This window comes from Marinobacter alexandrii (assembly GCF_005871205.1).
GTDB classification, from domain to species: Bacteria; Pseudomonadota; Gammaproteobacteria; order Pseudomonadales; family Oleiphilaceae; genus Marinobacter; species Marinobacter alexandrii.
The window spans coordinates 926,492-943,601 of record NZ_SWKM01000011.1; the positions used below are offsets into that span (position 1 = coordinate 926,492).

Here is a 17,110-nt window from a genome sequence, read left to right on the forward strand (position 1 = left end):
CGTGGCCAGTTAGGCCGCTTAGTTAGATAGTGGCCAGATAGCCCCTCCAGCCTCCGAGCGATGTTATCTCCTTCGCGCCTTCCAGGCCAATTGGTTCGCAGATAAAGCCGCTGACCCAGCGGCCGTCAGCCAACTCGACTTTGCCAATGCCCAGAGGAGCGGGGATGCCGGCGACGAAGCTACCGAACTGGTCGGCGGGCAGGCGCCAGATTTCCACCGGGAGCGGGCTGCCCGCCTCGGTGTCGCGGATCAGACCTGGGCGGAATGGCGGGCCACCGTCAAGCAAGTACATGCGATAGGCGGGTGAGGTTTCGGTTGTTTGAACCAGGGTGCCTTTGCGCTCAGTCAGCTGATGATTCAGGGGCAGCCCCGAAAGGTGCGCGCCACAAACCAGCACGTCGATCGTGCCTTCTGTTGCTTCAAATTCCGGGCTATCGAGCAGATCGGTCAGGGCGCCCACCTGATCGACCGCTTGCGGATGCAGGCGCGCTGCCAGAGACAGCAGGGCTTCGTCCTGGAATGCATCGGCAAACAGGGTGCAACCGAGGGGCAGGCCGTTGGCGAGGTACCCGCCCGGCACGGCGACTGCACTGTAATCCAGAAGATTCATGAAGTTGGTGTAGATGCCCAGGCGACTGTTCCGGCTGATGGGTTCGGCCTCCAGTTCGGCAAGGGTGTAAATGCCGGGAGTGGTGGGCGTTACCATCACATCAATCTGGTCCATCATCGTGTCAGCGGACCGCTTGAGAGCCTGCAGCCGGTACTGGGCTGCAAACGCATCGGCAGCACTGGGTGCGGAGCCCTGGCTGATGATGTCGTACGTGACTGGCAGTAGCGCCTCCGGCTGTTTGTCGATCAGCGGCTGGGTGGCGAGGTAGCGCTCAGTCACCCAGGGGCCTTCATAAAGCAGCCGGGCGGCCTCCAGGAAGGGGGCAAAGTCGACCTCGATGCGTTCGCCACCGAGGGCTTCCAGAGCCACAAGACTGCGTTCGAACAGTTTCTTAACGTCGTCGTTATCGAAAACGAGTTGATGATCGGCAGGCACCCCGAATCGGAAGTTTTCCGGTAATGGCGTGCGTCCAGTGGGTGGCGTTTTCTGCCAGGAGTCTTCGGCATCGGGCGCTGAGGCGACCGCCAGGACATCACGGGCCTGATCGGCCGAGCGGGCAAAGATAGACACGCAATCCAGGCTCTGGCACGCAGGCACCACACCACGAACGCTAATACGGCCGAGTGTGGGTTTGAGACCGATCAGGTTGTTAAACGCTGCCGGCACCCGCCCGGAACCTGCGGTATCGGTGCCCAGCGAGAAACTTGCAAGGCCTAGAGCGACCGCGACCGCTGAGCCTGCGGACGATCCGCCAGAAACATAGTCAGGGTTGATGCTGTTGCGACAGGCGCCCCATGGCTCCGGCGATCGGGTGCCCACCAGACCGGTGGCAAACTGGTCCAGGTTGGTTTTTCCCAGTGGTATGGCTCCGGCCTCAACAAGAGCTTCAACGACGGCGGCGTGGCTCTCAGGCTGATAGCGGAAGGCTTCACAGGCGGCAGTGGTGGGCATGCCAGCGACGTCGATGTTGTCTTTCACTGCGAACGGGATACCGTAAAGCGGCAGGTCCTCTGGTTCGCACTGCTGCAGGCGCTCCAGATACGGCGCCAACTCGGCCTCCGTGGCGCGATGAATCCAGATGTTGTGGTGATCGAACTCGCTGGCGCGTTGCAGCAGGTGCGCCACCACGCTGGCGGGCGTTTGTTCGCCGCTCAGGTAGGCGTTGCGCAGTGAGGTTAGGTCGAGATTGATGGTCGTGGTTTTCACATTGGCCTCACGCTGACAGTTGTCGGGATGTTTCTGAAACGGATGATTCGATGCTCTGGTAAAGCTGTGGGTCGGATTGGCCGATGGGCAAGTCGTAGGAGATAGTCGCGCCATAGGCTTCCGGGTTCTGGGGGTCGTTGCGGATTTTGTCGAAGACCAACAGCCGGGTACCGAGATAAAAACCTTCATGGAGATCGTGGGTGACCATAAAGATTGTCGTGCCCGATTCGCGCCAGAGCTTAAGAATCAGGTCGTGCATGTCACCGCGAATGCCGGGATCCAGTGCGCCGAAGGGTTCATCGAGCAACAGAATGCGCGGCTTCATGATGAACGACTGGGCGATGGCCAGCCGCTGCTGCATGCCGCCCGATAACTCATGGGGCCATTTGTTGAGAGCGTGGCCCAACCCGACGGCCTCCAGCATGGCATCGACCTGGGCGAGGGCATCTTTTCGAGCCTTGCCAAAGAGCTTGCCGAGCAGGGGTTTTTGCTCAAGTTCCAGTCCCAGCAACACGTTCTCGCGCACGGTCAGGTGAGGGAACACGGAATAGCGCTGGAACACGATGCCGCGATTTCGATCAGGCTGGCCCGGGAACTGCTCGCCCTGCAGGCTGAGCTCACCGCGCGAGGCTGTCTCCTGCCCCAGCAGCATTTTCAGAAAGGTGGACTTGCCGCAGCCAGAGGCACCGACAAGCGTACAAAATTCCCCTTCTTTTACTTCGAGATTCAGGTTTTCCAACACAACCTGATCGCCGTATTCCTTCCACAGTTTTTTAACCGAAATAAAGCTCATTAGTGGCCTCCTGCGTTGTACCAGGGGAACAGCCGGCGGTTGGTAAAACGCAGGCATTGGTCGATGACTATGGCGAGGATGGTAATCCAGATGACGTAAGGCAGGATCACGTCCATGGCGAGATAACGCCGCACCAGGAAGATCCGGTAACCCAGCCCCTCGGTTGAGGCAATGGCTTCTGCAGCGATCAGGAACAGCCAGGCGGGGCCCAGGCTCAGGCGAACGGCGTCGATCAATCGAGGCAGCACTTGGGGCAGAGCCATGCGAGTGATCACCTGCCAGGAGTTGGCACCCAGTGTCTGGATCTTGATCAGTTGCTCACCGGGCAGTTCACGCACTCGCTGGGCAACATCGCGCATCATGATGGGAGCAGTGCCGATTACGATCAGCATCACTTTGGAGAGTTCGCCCAGACCAAACACGATAAACAGGATGGGCAGTATCGCCAGTGGAGGCACCATGGAAAGGGCAGACACTAACGGCGCAAGGTTAGCGCGTACCAGTGGCAAAACCCCGTTCAGGATGCCGACAAACAGCGCCAGTAATGCGGCGACACCAACGCCAATGCCCAATCGTGCCAGGCTGGCGGTGGTGTCCTGCCACATCAGGAAGTCGCCGCTGCGTCGATCCTCCTGAAACGCCATGCGGTCGACAGCGGCGGTCATCTGTTCAAGGCCGGGAAGCAGTTTGTCGTTGGGATTGTCTGCAAGACGTTCTTGGGAGGCGATGCTGTAGATGAGGGCTATCAGCAGGAAAGGGAGCAAGCCTAGCAGGGTGGCGGAAACCCTTCCGGGATGTCGGTTGATCTGTCGCATAAGGCGTTTCCTCTGGTCGCACAACACGGCATGGACATCGCAGACAAGGCAGTCGCTTGCGATTCAGTCTCCCGGGCTTTTATCCCGCCGTGTAACCTCCCAGAGGTCGGTAACTCTCGGACCAGCCACCCGGGCCGATGGTTGATGTCAGCCCGGGCCGGAACCCTAGTCACCCATTGTGTCCGTTGTGTCTGTCGCATGGTATGCGGTGTTGCTGTGAACGGATGATGGTTGTAGTAACCGTCTGCTGAATTCGTTGCAGGGGGCGTGCCACCTTTAAAAAACCACCAGTGTCGCCCTTTTATGGGTGGTAGCGCCGGGAAGGGAAGCACCAAATTAGGGCGCGCGCTTTTCATGTGCACCGTTATTGGCCTCTTTGACTAAGGAGTGATGCTGCGGCATTCAGAATCTGCGCATGGCTCATGGTGTCCCTGCCGGCACCACCGGCAATGTGCCCCCAGTGCGACTCCAGTACCTGCAGCTCAGCACCTGGCATTCGTGCGGCGTCAAAAGTGGCATCCTCCGCGGTGAAGTACAGATCGGTGGCGGAGGGCATCACTCTTGTGGGCATGGTGATCGCGGACAGGGCAGCAGCGTAATCGCCATTAAAGACAGGATTGTCTGAGATATTCCCGCCTTGCCAGGTGGCCAGGACTGAAAGAAGGTCATTGGCGTCCTGGCCCAGGTGATCCTGCTCCCAGAATGCCAGCAACTCCTCGATTGAGCGGAAGCCCAGCTCGCGCCAGAGGTTTTCACGAAAGAACGCCTGCGAGTAAGCCCAGCCGGCGTATACCCGGGCAAAGGCTTTGAGCCCACGTGCCGGTAGGGTCTGATAGCGGCCATCCTGAAAAGCGGGATCGCAGGTCAATGCCGCCTTAACGCCCTCCAGAAACATCCGGTTGTGGGGGTAGCAGCGTGCGGTGCAGCAAGTGGCCAGGACGGCGCCAACCCGCTCCGGGAACAGGCTGCCCCACTGCAGGGCCTGCATGCCTCCCATAGACCAGCCCATCACCAGAGCCAGACGGGCTTCGCCGAACACCTCGTCCACCAATCGTTTTTGCAAGAGCACGTTGTCGTAAAGACTGATCGCCGGGAAATCTGCCCCGGCCTGGGGGCCGTGGGTGTTGGACGGGGAAGAAGATTCCCCCGCGCCCAATAGCGCTGGGATGACGATGCAATACCGATCCGGGTCCAGCAGGTTGGCATTGGCGCTCTTTTTGCCCACCCACGGATGATTCCCCACCGCTGCACCACCGTAGTACGTGGGCAGCAGAATCAGGTTGTCTTTTGGTGCATTCAGCTGGCCAATCTGGTGGTAGTGAAGGCGGGCATTTACCAGTACATCGCCGTTGGCCAGTGGTAGGTCGCCGGCCTGAAAATCACGTTTAACCCATTGTTCTATAGCCATTTAAATCCCTGGTCCGGTGTCTTTTTCTGATTAATCAAGGCGTCCGAAAATGCTTTTACATACATGCTGGCATGTAAGTTGAATGATTAAAACAAAGGAAGAAACGTGCCAGAACTCAGACTGACTGCCCGGGCTACGGGCCAAGAGGAGAACGAGAATGACTGAATTAACCAACACCCAGGCTTTGAAACAGCGACTTGCGGACGCTGGCGTGAAATACGCCATTGCCAGCTACGTGGATATCCACGGGGTAACCAAAGGCAAGTTTGTGCCTGTGGCTCACCTGGGACAAATGATGGAAGGATCCGAGCTTTATACCGGCGCCGCCCTGGATGGCGTTCCCCAGGACATCTCGGACAACGAAGTAGCGGCCATGCCCGATGCCGGTGGCCTTGCGGTATGCCCCTGGAATCGACAGCTGGCCTGGTTCCCTGGCAACCTCTATCTCGACGGCAAGCCGTTCGAGGCTTGTTCACGCAACATTTTCCGCCGTCAGCTCAGCGCCGCAGCCGACATGGGCTACCGCTTTAATCTCGGCATAGAAACCGAATTCTTCCTGTTCCGGGACACCGAAGACGGCGGCTTTCAGCCATTGAGTGATCGCGACACGTTAGGCAAACCCTGCTACGACCCGCGCGCGCTGATGGATAACCTGCATATCGTGGACGAGTTGGTTGATGCCATGAACGAGCTGGGCTGGGACGTGTATTCCTTCGACCACGAGGACGCCAACGGCCAGTTCGAGACCGACTTCAAATACGCCGATGGCCTGACCATGGCGGATCGTCTGGTGTTTTTCCGCATGATGGCCAATGAGATTGCCCGCAAGCACGGTGCGTTCGCCAGCTTCATGCCCAAACCCTTTGCCGACCGCACCGGCAGCGGCGCCCACTACAATATGTCACTGGCGGACATCAAAACCGGGGAGAACCTGTTCGAACCCAAGGGTGACGATGAGCACGGCTGTGGTATCAGCAAGATTGCCTACCACTTCATTGCCGGTGTGTTGAAACACGGTGCCGCCATCAGTGCGGTGATTGCGCCGACGGTCAACAGCTACAAGCGCCTGGTGCGCCAGGGCAGCATGTCGGGCTCAACCTGGGCGCCGGTGTTTATGTGCTACGGCTCCAACAACCGCACCAACATGATCCGGATTCCGGGCATGGGCGGTCGCATTGAGTGCAGGGCGGCGGATATTGCCTGCAACCCATACCTGGGCAGCGCCCTGATTCTCGCCGCTGGGCTTGAAGGTATCCGCGAAGGCCTGGATGCCGGCGCGCCACACCATGAGAATATGTACAACTACAGCGACGCTGAAATCGCTGAGCAGGGTATCGAGTATCTGCCGCGAAACCTGGGTGAAGCTGTGGACGCGTTTGAAGCGGATCCTCTCGCGAAAGAAGTGTTCGGTGAGGCGATGTTCAACAGCTTTATCGAGACCAAGCGGGAAGAGTGGGAGAGCTACCAGAACCACGTCTCGGCCTGGGAAGTGGACCGCTATCTGAAGATGTTCTGAACTTCCGGCACAGATTATTGTGCAAACAGGAACCGGCCCCAGGGCCGGTTTTTTGCGTGTTAGGCTTTAAGGCCCAGCAGTGCCCAGAACTGCCGTTGGAAAAAGGGCGCTTCCTGCTTCAGTGAGAACAGCTTGGGCGCGAACAGCCAGGTCTGGGTGATGCCCATCAGGTAGGTGTAGCTCAGCAGTCCCAGTTCCTTGGCGCTTTCCTCCGTGGTGATCAGGCCCTCGGCTTTGGACCGTTCAACCAGGTTCTGAAACAGGGTGATGATGGATTGGGTCAGTTGTCGTTCCCGCTTCAGGGTGCGGCTCATGGCATCAGTGAGTTCGGTTTTGTTCAGCAGAATCTCGAATGACTGCCGATAACGGCGGTTGGTGGCGAGTAGTCCTAACCAGCGTTCGATGAAATGGTCCATGGCGTCCAGTGGCGTATCCGCCATGGCCTCGCATTCGCTGACCAGTCGTTCCAGCGGGTCCTGGGAGTAAGCAAGTACCGCCTCGTAAAGATCATCCTTGTTCTGAAAGTGCCAGTAGATCGGGCCTCGGCTGCAGCCGGCTTCGTCGGCGATGCGGCTTAGTGTGGTCAATGAGTAGCCGTCCCGGCTGAACAGTTTCAGGGCGGCCTCGAGCACGGTTTGGCGGGTTTTTTCTGCTTCTTCTTTGGTGCGGCGCATGAACCTGATAACTCTCGGAAAACGAAAAAGGGCACGAGTATCGTGCCCTTGGCGTAGGAAGTAGGCAAGCAGTGGTTTACAGCTCGCCGTTGGCGCCCATCTCCATGTAATCATCATTGAAGCGCAGCTTCACATTACCCGTATCACCCATGATGGAGCCGTCCGGGAACTCAATCCCGACGAAGTCTGGGCTCATGGCCCCCTGGCCCAGCAGACCCTTGTCGAAGGAGAACTGGCGGACGCTGTCCATGGCCGCATGCGCTTCTTTGCTGTTGATGAAATCTACAGACATCTGTGGTTCCCAGAACATCTTCATGCCGGCGAGTTGGGCTTCGTAACCGGCCTGATCCGTGCCAGACAGTTCTCCCAGGAAGGCACGGGCTTCGGCACCTTCTTCGGTGTCCGCTTTCAGGATGCTCATGGTTTCGTACCAGGCGCCTACCAATGCTTTGCCGAGTTTCGGGTTGTCGGCCAGTGTGTCGGTGTTGACCAGCGTCAGGTCCTTGATGTGTCCTGGAATCTGGCTGGAATCGAACAGCTTGGTAGCCTCGGGGTAGGCTTCAACCTCTGACAGCAGTGGGTTCCAGGTGGCTACATGACGTACATCGTCGGTCTGGAATGCCGATACCAGGTCGGCATCGGAAATGTTCACGACACTGATGTCCCGCTCTTCCAGGCCGACCTCATTCAATGCTCGGACCAGCAGGTAATGGGATACCGACAGCTCCACCAGGTGCACAGTTTCACCTTCCAGGTCCGCGATGGCCTTGGCATCCTTGGATACCAGTCCGTCGTTGGCGTTGGAGTAATCACCCACGATCAGTGCCGTGGTGTCGACGCCGGAGGCGGCCGGAATGGACAGGCCATCCATGCTGGTGGCGACCACGCCATCGAACTGGCCGGCGGTGAACTGGTTAATGGATTCGATGTAGTCGTTGACCTGGACGATATCCACGTCGATGTCGTACTTGTCCGCCCACTTCTTCATGATGCCGCTGTCTTCGGCGTACTGCCAGGGTACCCAGCCGGCGTAGATGGTCCAGGCGATGCTGAAGGAATCCCGTTCCTGGGCCAGGGCGCCCAGAGACAGGGAGGCCGTCACCAGACCGGCCGCCAGACGCTTGCTGAAATTGCCTTTTTTCATGGAGTCTCTCCTCGGGCGTGGCCCGCTATTAGAAGGTTGATGTTCTTTGTTTCGCTTTTCCATTGTTGGCATCCGTCAGAGCTCTCCAATACGAGCTCGCTAGTCCGTGCTCTCTAGTCCGTGTTCTCTTCAATAATGACCACCGGTGCGCCGGGGGCGACGGCCTGGCCGGCCTCGCGACGAATTTCGACGATCCGTCCGCTGACTGGGCTCAGAAGTTCAATCTCCATCTTCATGGACTCAATCACGGCCACGGGCCGCTGGGCCTCAATGGTGTCGCCTACCTGCACCAGACATTCCCAGAGGTTGCCGGCGACGTGGCTTTCCACCGCGTGCTGGCCTTCAGGCAAGTTGGCGATGTCGTCTTCGCCGGTGTCCTCGATCGGTGCTTCAGAGCTGAAGTTGATCTGGCCTGATTCGATCCAGCGCTGCAGTTCTTCATCGAACGCCTGCTGGCGTTTGCCGGTGAAGTCCTGGATCTCATGATTGTTGTCGGCCAGAAACTGTTCATAGTCCTTCAGGTTGAAACGGGTGTGCTCGACCTTGATTGGATAGTCACCGTTGGGGAAATCGCGCCGGATCCGTTGCAGTTCCTCGGCGCTGACCTCGTAGAAGCGCACTTGGTCAAAGAACCGCAGCAACCAGGGTTTGCCGTCCTCGAAGAATTCGGTGGTGCGATAGCGGTTCCACATCTGCAGCGTGCGGCCCACAAACTGGTAGCCACCAGGGCCTTCCATGCCGTAGATGCACAGGTAGGCGCCGCCGATACCCACGGAGTTTTCCGCAGTCCAGGTGCGGGCCGGGTTGTACTTGGTCGTCACCAGACGGTGACGTGGATCCAGCGGGGTCGCCACCGGCGCACCTAGGTAGACGTCACCCAGGCCCATGACCAGATAGCTGGCCTCAAACAGGGTCTTCTTGACCTCATCGATGCTGTCGAGCCCGTTAATGCGGCGAATGAACTCCAGGTTGCTCGGACACCAGGGTGCGTCCTTGCGGACCGACTGCATGTATTTCTGGATGGCGGTATGACAGGCCTCGTCATCCCAGGACAAGGGAAGGTGAACAATCCGGGCCGGAACGTCCCATTCGGGCTGCTTCTCCAGTTCCTTCTCAGCACCGATCAACAGATCAAGCAGACTGCGCTGACTCAGGGCCCGGCTGTCGTAGTGCACCTGCAGTGACCGGATGCCGGGGGTAAGTTCCAGAATAGCTTCGTGATCACGTTCCCGCAGCCAGAGCATCAGCGCGTGAGCGCGGAAGCGCAGGCGAATATCCAGCTCCATCGGGCCGTATTCCACCAGCACGTAATTGTCGCCGGCAGCCCGGTAGACCACGCCGGTCTCGTGTTCGTCGGTGCTCAGGGAGGCAAGAATGGGCGTTTGAGGTTTAATGGGCGTGACCGTTGTCGCCGCCGCCGTTAACAGCGACACCGACTCGTCCAGCGCTTCGCGGAGGGCCACGGCCTGATCCTGGCTCACCGGTACAAACTGCACCTTGTCGCCGGCTTTGAGCTGGCCCAGCTTCCACAGGTCGGCGCTGATGACGGTCACTGGGCACACAAAGCCACCCAGACTGGGGCCGTCCGGGCCGAGAATCACCGGCATGTCGCCGGTGAAATCTACGGTGCCGACGGCGTAGGCGTTGTCATGAATGTTCGATGGGTGCATACCGGCTTCGCCGCCGTCGCTGCGGGCCCATTCCGGTTTCGGGCCGATCAGGCGAACGCCGGTGCGGCTGGAGTTGTAATGAATCTCCCAGTCGCTGGCGAAAAAGGTCTCGATGTCTTGCTCGGTGAAATAGTCCGGAGCGCCGTGGGGGCCATAAGTCACGTGCAGCTTCCAGGTTTTGCCAATGGTCGGCTTCAGATCTGCTGGCATGACTGCCGCCTGTGCCGGCTTAGCATCCGGTAACGAGAGCACATCACCGGCTCTGAGGGCACGGCCGCAGTGACCACCGAACTGGCCGAGGGTAAAGGTGCTGCAGGACGTCAGGTATTCGGGGCAGTCCAGACCACCCCGGAACAGCACGTAGGCACGGGCACCGCCTTCGGTGGTGGCGCCCAGTTGCAGCATGGCGCCGGCGGGAATGTCGAGCACCTGCCAGAAGGGTACGGGTTCGCCATCCAGGCTGGCGCTGAGTTCGGCGCCGGTCAGGACAATCTGAGTCGCCCGGTTAAATACCAGGGTCGGTCCTTTCAGAGTGATTTCAAGACCCGGTGCCCCTTCGTCGTTCCTGAGCAGGCGGTTGCCCAAACGGAAGGAATAACTGTCGAACGGGCCGGACGGGGGCACGCCGATTTCCCAGTAGCCGATCCGGCCAGGGTAATCCTGGATGGTGGTTAGGGTACCGCCACTGATCACGTCGACCGTGGCGGGCTGGTAGTCGAACTCGTTGAGGGTGCGGGTGAATAGCCGGCCCTCGATAAAACGGTCGTCCTCCAGCACCTGACGCACATACTTGAGGTTGGTCTCAATGCCATAGAGCTGGCTGTAATCCAGCGCGCTCATCAGCCGTTGGCGCGCGGCCTCGCGATCAGGTTCGTGCACGATGACCTTGGCCAGCATCGGGTCGAACAGCGGCGACACTTCGGTGCCGGGCTGGATCCAGTGGTCGATGCGCAACCGTGGGTCTTCTGGCCAGACAACGTTGATCAGTAGCCCGGCACTGGGCTGGAAGTCCTTGTTCGGGTCTTCGGCGTAGATCCGGGCCTGAATGGCATGCCCGGAAGCCGTCAGCCCACTGGCCAGAGCCGGAAGGTCGGGCAGGGTGCCGGCACCCAGTTCCACCATCCAGCGGACAATATCAACACCGTACACCTGCTCGGTAACACCGTGCTCCACCTGCAGGCGGGTATTGACCTCCAGGAAGTAAAACTCAGTGGTGTCGGGGTCGTAGATGAACTCCACGGTACCGGCACTGCGGTAGGCAATACTCTCGCCCAACTGGCGGGCCGTGTCGTGCATGCGCGTGCGCACGTCGTCGGTCAGACCCGGTGCCGGCGCTTCTTCGATGACCTTCTGGTTGCGGCGCTGAGCGGAGCAGTCCCGTTCACCCAGGGCGGCGACCTGTCCTTGCCCATCGCCGAACAGCTGCACTTCAATATGGCGGGCGTGCTCGACAAACTTCTCCAGGAACACACCGCTGTTGCTGAAGTTGTTCTGGCTCAGACGCTGGACCGATTCAAAGCTCTTGCTCAGATCCTCGGCGCTGTGGCAGCGGGACATGCCGATGCCGCCACCACCGGCGGTGCTTTTCAGCATCACCGGGTAGCCAATGCTATCAGCCGCTTCCAGGGCGTCGTTCAGATCAGTCAGTAGTTCTGTGCCCGGCAGCAGCGGCACTCCCGCCTCTTCGGCCAGGGCACGGGCCGTGTGCTTCAGGCCAAACTCTTCCATCTGCTCCGGCGTTGGTCCGAGAAAGACCACGTTTTCGGCGTCACAGCGGCGTGCGAAGTCAGCGTTTTCGCTGAGGAAACCGTAGCCGGGGTGAATGGCGCCAGCGCCACTTTTGCGAACGATGTCAAACAGCTTGTCCTGGTCCAGGTAGGTTGCTGCAGCAGGGCCGTCACCCAGGGAATACGCCTCGTCGGCCTGGCGCACGTGCAGGGAATCGGCATCGGCTTCGGCGTATACCACCACCGAGGTGATGCCCATGGCTCGCAGGGTGCGAATGACCCGGCACGCAATGGCGCCGCGGTTGGCAATCAGGACCTTGTCGAATTTTCCCTTCAGCTCCATACCAGCACCTCAATCGGTGTCGGGTTGTAAGCGTTGCAGGGGTTATTGAGCTGGGGGCAGTTGGAGATCATCACGAGCACGTCCATGGCGGCTTTCAGCTCCACGTATTTGCCGGCGTCGGAAATGCCGTCGGCGAAGGTCAGGCCGCCGTCTGCGGTGACCGGAACGTTCATGAAGAAGTTGATGTTATGGGTGATGTCCCGCTTGCTCATGCCCAGCTCTTCGTGCTCGGTCACCGCCACCAGCCAGCTGTCCCGGCACGCGTGCATGCACTTCTTTTCCAGGGCGTAGCGGGTGGTGTTGCTCTCAGCCGCGCAGGCGCCGCCGAGGGTATCGTGACGCCCGCAAGTGTCGGCCGTGATCTCCAGCATCAGATTGTTTTCTGACGACATCAGTTTGGAACCGGCGGTCAGGTAAACGTTGCCCTGTTCGCGAATGGTATCGACGGCACTGTAGCGCTCGGTTGGATTGTGGGCGTTGTAGAACAGGGTGTCGGCGGCCTGGTTGCCTTCCAGGTCGAGGATGCGAACGGTCTCGCCAGCCTTTACGACTTTCAGGAAGTATTCGCCGGCCGGTACGGTTTCACGGAAGGCCGCTGTTTCGGGGTGCAGTGTGCTTTCTTTAATCATCGTGAGCCTCCTCCTTATCAGGCCTGCATCAGGTGGTACAGGGCGGTATTGGCGAAGGCGCGGGTGGCCTCCGGCGATGACGTCTTGCAAGGATCTGCGTCGTTAACCGGCGCGGCCTTGAAGAGCTGATACCGCAGAGGGTGGCTCGGATACTCCGAGGCCGGATGCATCGGGTGCGGGCAGGTGTGCAGGACCACAATGGTGTCCATCTCGAATCGCAGATCGACAGTGGCGCCGGCGTGGGAATGGCCATTGGCGAAGGCCATATTGCCGTCGTCGTCGGTTTTGGCCTTGCTGAACCAGTTCAGATTGGCGGTCAGGTCTTTCTTGCCCAGACCGTACTTGGCCAGTTCGTTCAGGAAGCTGGAGAAGCCATCGCGGTGATAGTGGTTGTGGGCGTCCTGATAGGTCTTCCGGCCCCAGCGTTGTTGCACCAGGTCGGCGTTGCAGGTGCCGCTGACCGTGTCGTGCCAACCCAGATCGTCGCGGATAATGGAGGCAAACACCCGGCCCATATCGGAGAGCAGCACGTGGCCTTTGGTCAGCAGAAAAGTGTGCTGGTTTTTCAGGGTGTCCGGCATGTTGTAACGCTCGAGGGGGTTCTCGGGGTTGTACATCAACATGCCAACGTTGGCCCCGCCGGTTTCATCGATCAGGCGCAGCACGTGGCCGCGGCGCATGACAAAGGACCAGTGGGACCCGCCGGGAATCAGATCGTCGTAGAGGGGGGCTGCGGTTTGCAACATAACCTTTTCCACCTTTTCCAGTTGGCTGGGAGTGTTTAAAAAACACGAGAGACGTCAGTAACTGATCGATCCTCCCGGGCTTTTGTCCCGCCGTGTAGCCTTGGAAAAGGCCGTCAACTCTCGGACCAGTCACCCGCATTTCCTTATTCTGGAAACACCGGCCGGAACCCTAGTTGACCATTTGTCAGATTGTGGCGCTTTGATTGTGGTTTCAGATACCAACGTCTCGCTGCGTACCAGACACTCAACAACATCCATGCCAATTGACTTAATGCTTTGATTTTATAGTAATATTGTATTTTTTACCCGGAGTTAGACGGTTTTTGGAGGGAGGTGGTGCTCCAATTCGGTGCGATAAGCGTGCCCGAATGCATCGTTTTGGTGAGTGACTGGTTGGGCGGCTCGCCCGACCAGATTGGAATGGAAAGTTCAGTGTTTAGCCCAGTTGCCTGTCGCGAATAATTTCGGACAACGACACCGCGCCATCCCGGACATCATGGAACGCACTGGATGCCTGTTCCACCTGGCCGGCACCCGACTCGGCGTGCTGTTGCACCTGATCCATCTGGTTAGTCATCTGGCCGGTGAGGTCGAAAACCGGGGATAGCATCATAATTCGATTAACGGGTCTGTGGTTTTCTGTCCGTCCCCAGTCCATTTCGCGCCACGGAATACGGCCGGGTTGGCAGGGTGCGGCAGAGTCTTTAACATCCAGAGCTCATTTTCCTGATACGGACGCGCTCATGAAGTTTCCTGTGGTTACTGTCACGCTGGTCACAGCGGCACTGATTTACGTGGTCTGGGACCAGTCACAGGAAAAGCCGGGGCCGGTTGACCCAAGCCGGTTTACCAATCTGGCGGCCAATCCAGCAGAGCGTGGCACGGTGGTGGACTGGGCTGTCGATCAGGTTCCGCAGCTGTGCGAAGACGCCTTCGACGCTGCCGTTGGCTCCGACGCCCACACCGACTGCGTGAAACGCAGTGAGAAGCGAGAGCCCGCCTGCCGCCGAGCCATGGCGGACAGGTTCCCCGGTATGGTCACCTCTGAGCCGGTGTTTCGAGACCTCGCCATCTCGGCGATGAATTGCCTCGTACCGCAGTCTGCTAGACTTCAATGACCGTCTTACTCACTCCATTCAGCCGATTCCAGGCCAGCCCCAATGTCTGAAGATCCCCTGAAAGCATTATCCGATATGGCCAGCGACGCCCATGCGCGCATCCAGGCGGTCCACGAACACATCAATCCGGTGGTAGAAGTGCGCCGCGGCATGCGTGATGCCGGCATACCGGCCGATGTCATGACCATTGACTGCCTGCGCACCCGCCGGCGGATCACCCTGATTCTCCATGACGAGCAGCCGGGTGCCTTGCTGTACCAGTTCGTGACCATTGAGGATGAGGTGGGAGACAGTTTCCAAAGTATGGCCCTGGCCGATGTAACGGTTCAGACACTGGTTGACTGGATTCAGGACTACTTCGACTGACAGCGGCTCGGCCGTAAAGGATGCAATGCCATGGCGACAGTGGACGTTTCCATTCTGTGGGGTTTGGCGTTAGCTACGATCGTTGTGGCATTGGCTACTCTGTTACCGATGCTGCGCCACCCGCACTGGGTCTTTCGGGGCCTGGATTTTCCACGCCTGCAATTGGCTGTGGTTGCGTTGGTGCTTCTCCTGCTCCAGCTTGCCTTGCTGGATATGAACCACCCCTTTAGTTGGTTTTTAGTTACCGCAACAGGGCTCAGTCTGGGGGTTCAGTTGTGGTGGATTCTGCCCTATACCGTGCTCTGGCCCCGAGAGGTGAAAGCGGCCCGCCATGGCGATCCGGAGCGCACGCTCACAATTTTGACCTCCAACGTGCTGACACCAAATCGCAATGTCGGCGCACTGATCAGCCTTGTGGAGAAGCACCAGCCGGATGTCCTGGTAACCCTGGAGTCGGATCGGTGGTGGGGGGATCAGCTGGCGGTGCTGAAATCTCGAATGCCTTATGTCATCGAGTGCCCGCTGGATAACCTCTACGGCATGCACGTGTTCTCACGTCTGCCGCTGGTCGAGGCGGAATGCCGCTTCCTGATCGAAGACGATGTGCCATCCATGCACGCTCTGGTGGAGCTGCGTTCCGGCGAGCGGGTCCGGATTCATTTCCTGCATCCGGCACCGCCAAGTCCCACCGAAAATCCGGAATCGGCAGAGCGGGACGCGGAACTGGTGATTGTCGGTCGCAGTGTTGCCGACACTGACGAGCCGGTCATTGTCACCGGTGATCTCAACGACGTCGCCTGGTCGCCAACCACACGCCTGTTTCGCAAGGTCAGTGGTCTGCTGGATCCGCGCGTGGGGCGCGGACTCCATAGCACCTTTCATGCGGACTATCCGCTGCTGCGCTGGCCCCTGGATCATCTGTTCCACAGCGAGCACTTCACCCTGGTGTCGATCCAGCGCCTGCCGTCCATCGGGTCTGATCATTTCCCATTACTCACCAGCCTGCGCTATGCGCCAGTGCGGGGCCAGGACCAGGAGCCGCTGCAAGGCAACCAGGAGGATGACCAATGGGCGAAGGAGCTGGCCCGGGAGCAAGGTGCCAGCAAACATGACGTGCCGGAACCCGGGCAAGGAACCGAAGAGACCAATCGCGAATAAGGAGCACCGGATATGGACTGGCTATCGCAGCATCACGACAGCCTGACTGCACTCACCTCCATTGGAACCCTGCTGATCTGGCTGGTCTATGCTCAGCTTCTGTACAAGGGATACAGGCGTCAGCGCCGGCCCAGGCTGATCATTAATCGCGGAAAACGGAAGGACATCAACGCGCTCTGCATCATCAGCAACATGAGCGCGGAGCCTGTGTTCATTGAATACATCGTCGCCGAGCTGGAAACCTCTCTTGGCAGTATTGTCATGGATGTCACGGATTTCGAGCGGGGCTATGATGACCGAGGCGAAGGCGATGAACAGGGCGAGCCAGACAAGATACCTGAGCGGGTGCGCGACAATACCCGGCAGGGCCCCTTGCAGCCGGGTGATTTCCTGCACATCGGGACATTTCAGAATATTGTTCGGCGGATGGCGAGGCAAGCCAAGATCGAAATGCAGGGTTTTCGTCCCGCCGGTGACCTTGAATTCGAGCGGCTGACCGTTCAACTGATCGGGATCTATGGCCCGGAAGATCTGCCCATCGGGGCAGAGCGCAGCTTCACTCTGCACGCCAACGGCGAGCAGTGCGACCTGGCACCACAGACCTGGGACACCAGACACAAGAACTCCCGCAGACAAAGGCACAGGCTGCGCGCGAAGCTGGAGCAACTCAACCGGTCGCCGTTCACGGTATCCCCAACGTTACAGGAATCTAATTGAGCACAGCCGAAATGGCAATTTTAGCCCCCAGCTTGTGTGCTACGCTTATTTTTCAGCGCCAGCGGAATGACAGGCACTGAAGTGACTGTCGTGCTGTTAGGTGTGTACGATGATCGCAAGAACCAATGGTTAAGGAGGCCTCACAATGGAAGCGAAATCCAGTCAGGACGAATACAACCAGGTTAAGAAAGATCTGCAGCAGCTGCGTGAAGATTTGGCGACTCTCACCAAGACAGTATCCGACAGCCAGAAGAGCAACATCAGCAGTCTCCGGGACGAGATCCGGCGGGAAAGTCGAGAGGCGTTTGATCAGGTCCGGCAAAAAGGCAACGACGCCTTCAATCGGGCCCGGGATGCCGGAGATAAAGCGGTACACGACGTTGAGCACAAGATTGAAGAACGTCCGTTCCTGAGCGTTGTCCTCATGTTTCTGGCCGGGGTTCTGGTTGGCAAGTTGCTTGATCGCTAAC

The 17,110-nt window shown here is 59.0% G+C and carries 16 protein-coding genes and 2 riboswitches; of the genes, 6 read left to right on the forward strand and 10 right to left on the reverse strand.

Translation table 11 applies throughout. The annotated features are described in order from the left end of the window. Positions 1 to 22: 22 nt before the first annotated feature. The 4 genes from atzF to FCS96_RS04685 all read right to left on the reverse strand — a co-directional run bounded on the left by atzF (position 23) and on the right by FCS96_RS04685 (position 4,832). Positions 23 to 1,816, reverse strand: a complete 1,794-nt coding sequence (gene atzF, locus FCS96_RS04670) for an allophanate hydrolase (RefSeq protein ID WP_228264014.1) — start codon at positions 1,814 to 1,816, stop codon at positions 23 to 25. A 7-nt stretch (positions 1,817 to 1,823) separates the two neighbouring features. Further along, entirely contained in the window at positions 1,824 to 2,609 is a 786-nt protein-coding gene (locus FCS96_RS04675) for an ABC transporter ATP-binding protein (protein WP_138439051.1), read from the reverse strand. Continuing rightward, entirely contained in the window at positions 2,609 to 3,424 is an 816-nt protein-coding gene (locus tag FCS96_RS04680) for an ABC transporter permease (RefSeq protein ID WP_138439052.1), read from the reverse strand. Before FCS96_RS04680 ends, FCS96_RS04675 begins: the two co-directional genes overlap by 1 nt. A 66-nt stretch (positions 3,425 to 3,490) precedes the next feature. After that, a riboswitch (guanidine-I (ykkC/yxkD leader) is annotated at positions 3,491 to 3,604 on the reverse strand. A gap of 184 nt (positions 3,605 to 3,788) precedes the next feature. Further along, the gene (locus FCS96_RS04685) at positions 3,789 to 4,832 is read right to left on the reverse strand and encodes an alpha/beta fold hydrolase (RefSeq protein WP_138439053.1); all 1,044 of its coding nucleotides are present in this window, start codon (positions 4,830 to 4,832) and stop codon (positions 3,789 to 3,791) included. Between the two features lie 157 nt (positions 4,833 to 4,989). On the opposite strand from FCS96_RS04685, the gene glnT reads away from it, so the two are divergent. After that, entirely contained in the window at positions 4,990 to 6,348 is a 1,359-nt protein-coding gene (gene glnT / locus FCS96_RS04690) for a type III glutamate--ammonia ligase (RefSeq protein ID WP_138439054.1), read from the forward strand. A 59-nt stretch (positions 6,349 to 6,407) separates the two neighbouring features. On the opposite strand, the gene FCS96_RS04695 is transcribed toward glnT, so the two are convergent. The 6 genes from FCS96_RS04695 to FCS96_RS20035 all read right to left on the reverse strand — a co-directional run bounded on the left by FCS96_RS04695 (position 6,408) and on the right by FCS96_RS20035 (position 13,894). Further along, positions 6,408 to 7,022 (reverse strand): TetR family transcriptional regulator, encoded by a 615-nt coding sequence (locus FCS96_RS04695; RefSeq protein ID WP_138439055.1) that lies wholly within the window; start codon positions 7,020 to 7,022, stop codon positions 6,408 to 6,410. Between the two features lie 76 nt (positions 7,023 to 7,098). Next, positions 7,099 to 8,166 carry a putative urea ABC transporter substrate-binding protein gene (locus FCS96_RS04700; protein ID WP_138439056.1) on the reverse strand — a complete coding sequence of 356 codons (1,068 nt, stop codon included), beginning with the start codon at positions 8,164 to 8,166 and terminating at the stop codon, positions 7,099 to 7,101. Between the two features lie 113 nt (positions 8,167 to 8,279). Next, positions 8,280 to 11,906, reverse strand: a complete 3,627-nt coding sequence (gene uca / locus FCS96_RS04705) for an urea carboxylase (protein WP_138439057.1) — start codon at positions 11,904 to 11,906, stop codon at positions 8,280 to 8,282. Beyond that, positions 11,897 to 12,535 carry an urea amidolyase associated protein UAAP2 gene (locus FCS96_RS04710; protein WP_138439058.1) on the reverse strand — a complete coding sequence of 213 codons (639 nt, stop codon included), beginning with the start codon at positions 12,533 to 12,535 and terminating at the stop codon, positions 11,897 to 11,899. Before FCS96_RS04710 ends, uca begins: the two co-directional genes overlap by 10 nt. A gap of 17 nt (positions 12,536 to 12,552) precedes the next feature. Then, positions 12,553 to 13,281 carry an urea amidolyase associated protein UAAP1 gene (locus FCS96_RS04715; protein WP_138439059.1) on the reverse strand — a complete coding sequence of 243 codons (729 nt, stop codon included), beginning with the start codon at positions 13,279 to 13,281 and terminating at the stop codon, positions 12,553 to 12,555. A 69-nt stretch (positions 13,282 to 13,350) separates the two neighbouring features. After that, a riboswitch (guanidine-I (ykkC/yxkD leader) is annotated at positions 13,351 to 13,465 on the reverse strand. Between the two features lie 252 nt (positions 13,466 to 13,717). Then, positions 13,718 to 13,894, reverse strand: a complete 177-nt coding sequence (locus FCS96_RS20035) for a hypothetical protein (protein WP_171040667.1) — start codon at positions 13,892 to 13,894, stop codon at positions 13,718 to 13,720. A 130-nt stretch (positions 13,895 to 14,024) separates the two neighbouring features. Between FCS96_RS20035 and FCS96_RS04720 the strand changes: the two genes are divergently transcribed. The 5 genes from FCS96_RS04720 (at position 14,025) to FCS96_RS04740 (ending at position 17,109) form a co-directional block, all read left to right on the forward strand. Then, positions 14,025 to 14,399, forward strand: coding sequence for a hypothetical protein (locus FCS96_RS04720; protein WP_138439060.1), 375 nt, complete (start codon positions 14,025 to 14,027; stop codon positions 14,397 to 14,399). A 42-nt stretch (positions 14,400 to 14,441) separates the two neighbouring features. Continuing rightward, positions 14,442 to 14,765 carry a hypothetical protein gene (locus tag FCS96_RS04725; protein WP_138439061.1) on the forward strand — a complete coding sequence of 108 codons (324 nt, stop codon included), beginning with the start codon at positions 14,442 to 14,444 and terminating at the stop codon, positions 14,763 to 14,765. Positions 14,766 to 14,795: 30 nt separating this feature from the next. Continuing rightward, positions 14,796 to 15,923, forward strand: a complete 1,128-nt coding sequence (locus FCS96_RS04730) for an endonuclease/exonuclease/phosphatase family protein (RefSeq protein ID WP_171040668.1) — start codon at positions 14,796 to 14,798, stop codon at positions 15,921 to 15,923. A 12-nt stretch (positions 15,924 to 15,935) separates the two neighbouring features. Then, the gene (locus FCS96_RS04735) at positions 15,936 to 16,640 is read left to right on the forward strand and encodes a hypothetical protein (RefSeq protein WP_138439062.1); all 705 of its coding nucleotides are present in this window, start codon (positions 15,936 to 15,938) and stop codon (positions 16,638 to 16,640) included. Between the two features lie 145 nt (positions 16,641 to 16,785). Next, positions 16,786 to 17,109, forward strand: coding sequence for a DUF883 family protein (locus FCS96_RS04740; protein WP_138439063.1), 324 nt, complete (start codon positions 16,786 to 16,788; stop codon positions 17,107 to 17,109). Position 17,110 lies beyond the last annotated feature (1 nt).

What these genes read in the sequence shown, in the direction of transcription:
- FCS96_RS04695 (WP_138439055.1), bottom strand. Translation starts at nt 7,022, where the DNA reads ATGCGCCGCACCAAAGAAGAAGCAGAAAAAACCCGCCAAACCGTGCTC.
- FCS96_RS04720 (WP_138439060.1), top strand. Translation starts at nt 14,025, where the DNA reads ATGAAGTTTCCTGTGGTTACTGTCACGCTGGTCACAGCGGCACTGATT.
- FCS96_RS04685 (WP_138439053.1), bottom strand. Translation starts at nt 4,832, where the DNA reads ATGGCTATAGAACAATGGGTTAAACGTGATTTTCAGGCCGGCGACCTA.
- FCS96_RS04735 (WP_138439062.1), top strand. Translation starts at nt 15,936, where the DNA reads ATGGACTGGCTATCGCAGCATCACGACAGCCTGACTGCACTCACCTCC.
- glnT (WP_138439054.1), top strand. Translation starts at nt 4,990, where the DNA reads ATGACTGAATTAACCAACACCCAGGCTTTGAAACAGCGACTTGCGGAC.
- FCS96_RS04710 (WP_138439058.1), bottom strand. Translation starts at nt 12,535, where the DNA reads ATGATTAAAGAAAGCACACTGCACCCCGAAACAGCGGCCTTCCGTGAA.
- FCS96_RS20035 (WP_171040667.1), bottom strand. Translation starts at nt 13,894, where the DNA reads ATGATGCTATCCCCGGTTTTCGACCTCACCGGCCAGATGACTAACCAG.
- FCS96_RS04700 (WP_138439056.1), bottom strand. Translation starts at nt 8,166, where the DNA reads ATGAAAAAAGGCAATTTCAGCAAGCGTCTGGCGGCCGGTCTGGTGACG.
- FCS96_RS04715 (WP_138439059.1), bottom strand. Translation starts at nt 13,281, where the DNA reads ATGTTGCAAACCGCAGCCCCCCTCTACGACGATCTGATTCCCGGCGGG.
- FCS96_RS04725 (WP_138439061.1), top strand. Translation starts at nt 14,442, where the DNA reads ATGTCTGAAGATCCCCTGAAAGCATTATCCGATATGGCCAGCGACGCC.
- FCS96_RS04730 (WP_171040668.1), top strand. Translation starts at nt 14,796, where the DNA reads ATGGCGACAGTGGACGTTTCCATTCTGTGGGGTTTGGCGTTAGCTACG.
- FCS96_RS04680 (WP_138439052.1), bottom strand. Translation starts at nt 3,424, where the DNA reads ATGCGACAGATCAACCGACATCCCGGAAGGGTTTCCGCCACCCTGCTA.
- FCS96_RS04675 (WP_138439051.1), bottom strand. Translation starts at nt 2,609, where the DNA reads ATGAGCTTTATTTCGGTTAAAAAACTGTGGAAGGAATACGGCGATCAG.
- FCS96_RS04740 (WP_138439063.1), top strand. Translation starts at nt 16,786, where the DNA reads ATGGAAGCGAAATCCAGTCAGGACGAATACAACCAGGTTAAGAAAGAT.
- uca (WP_138439057.1), bottom strand. Translation starts at nt 11,906, where the DNA reads ATGGAGCTGAAGGGAAAATTCGACAAGGTCCTGATTGCCAACCGCGGC.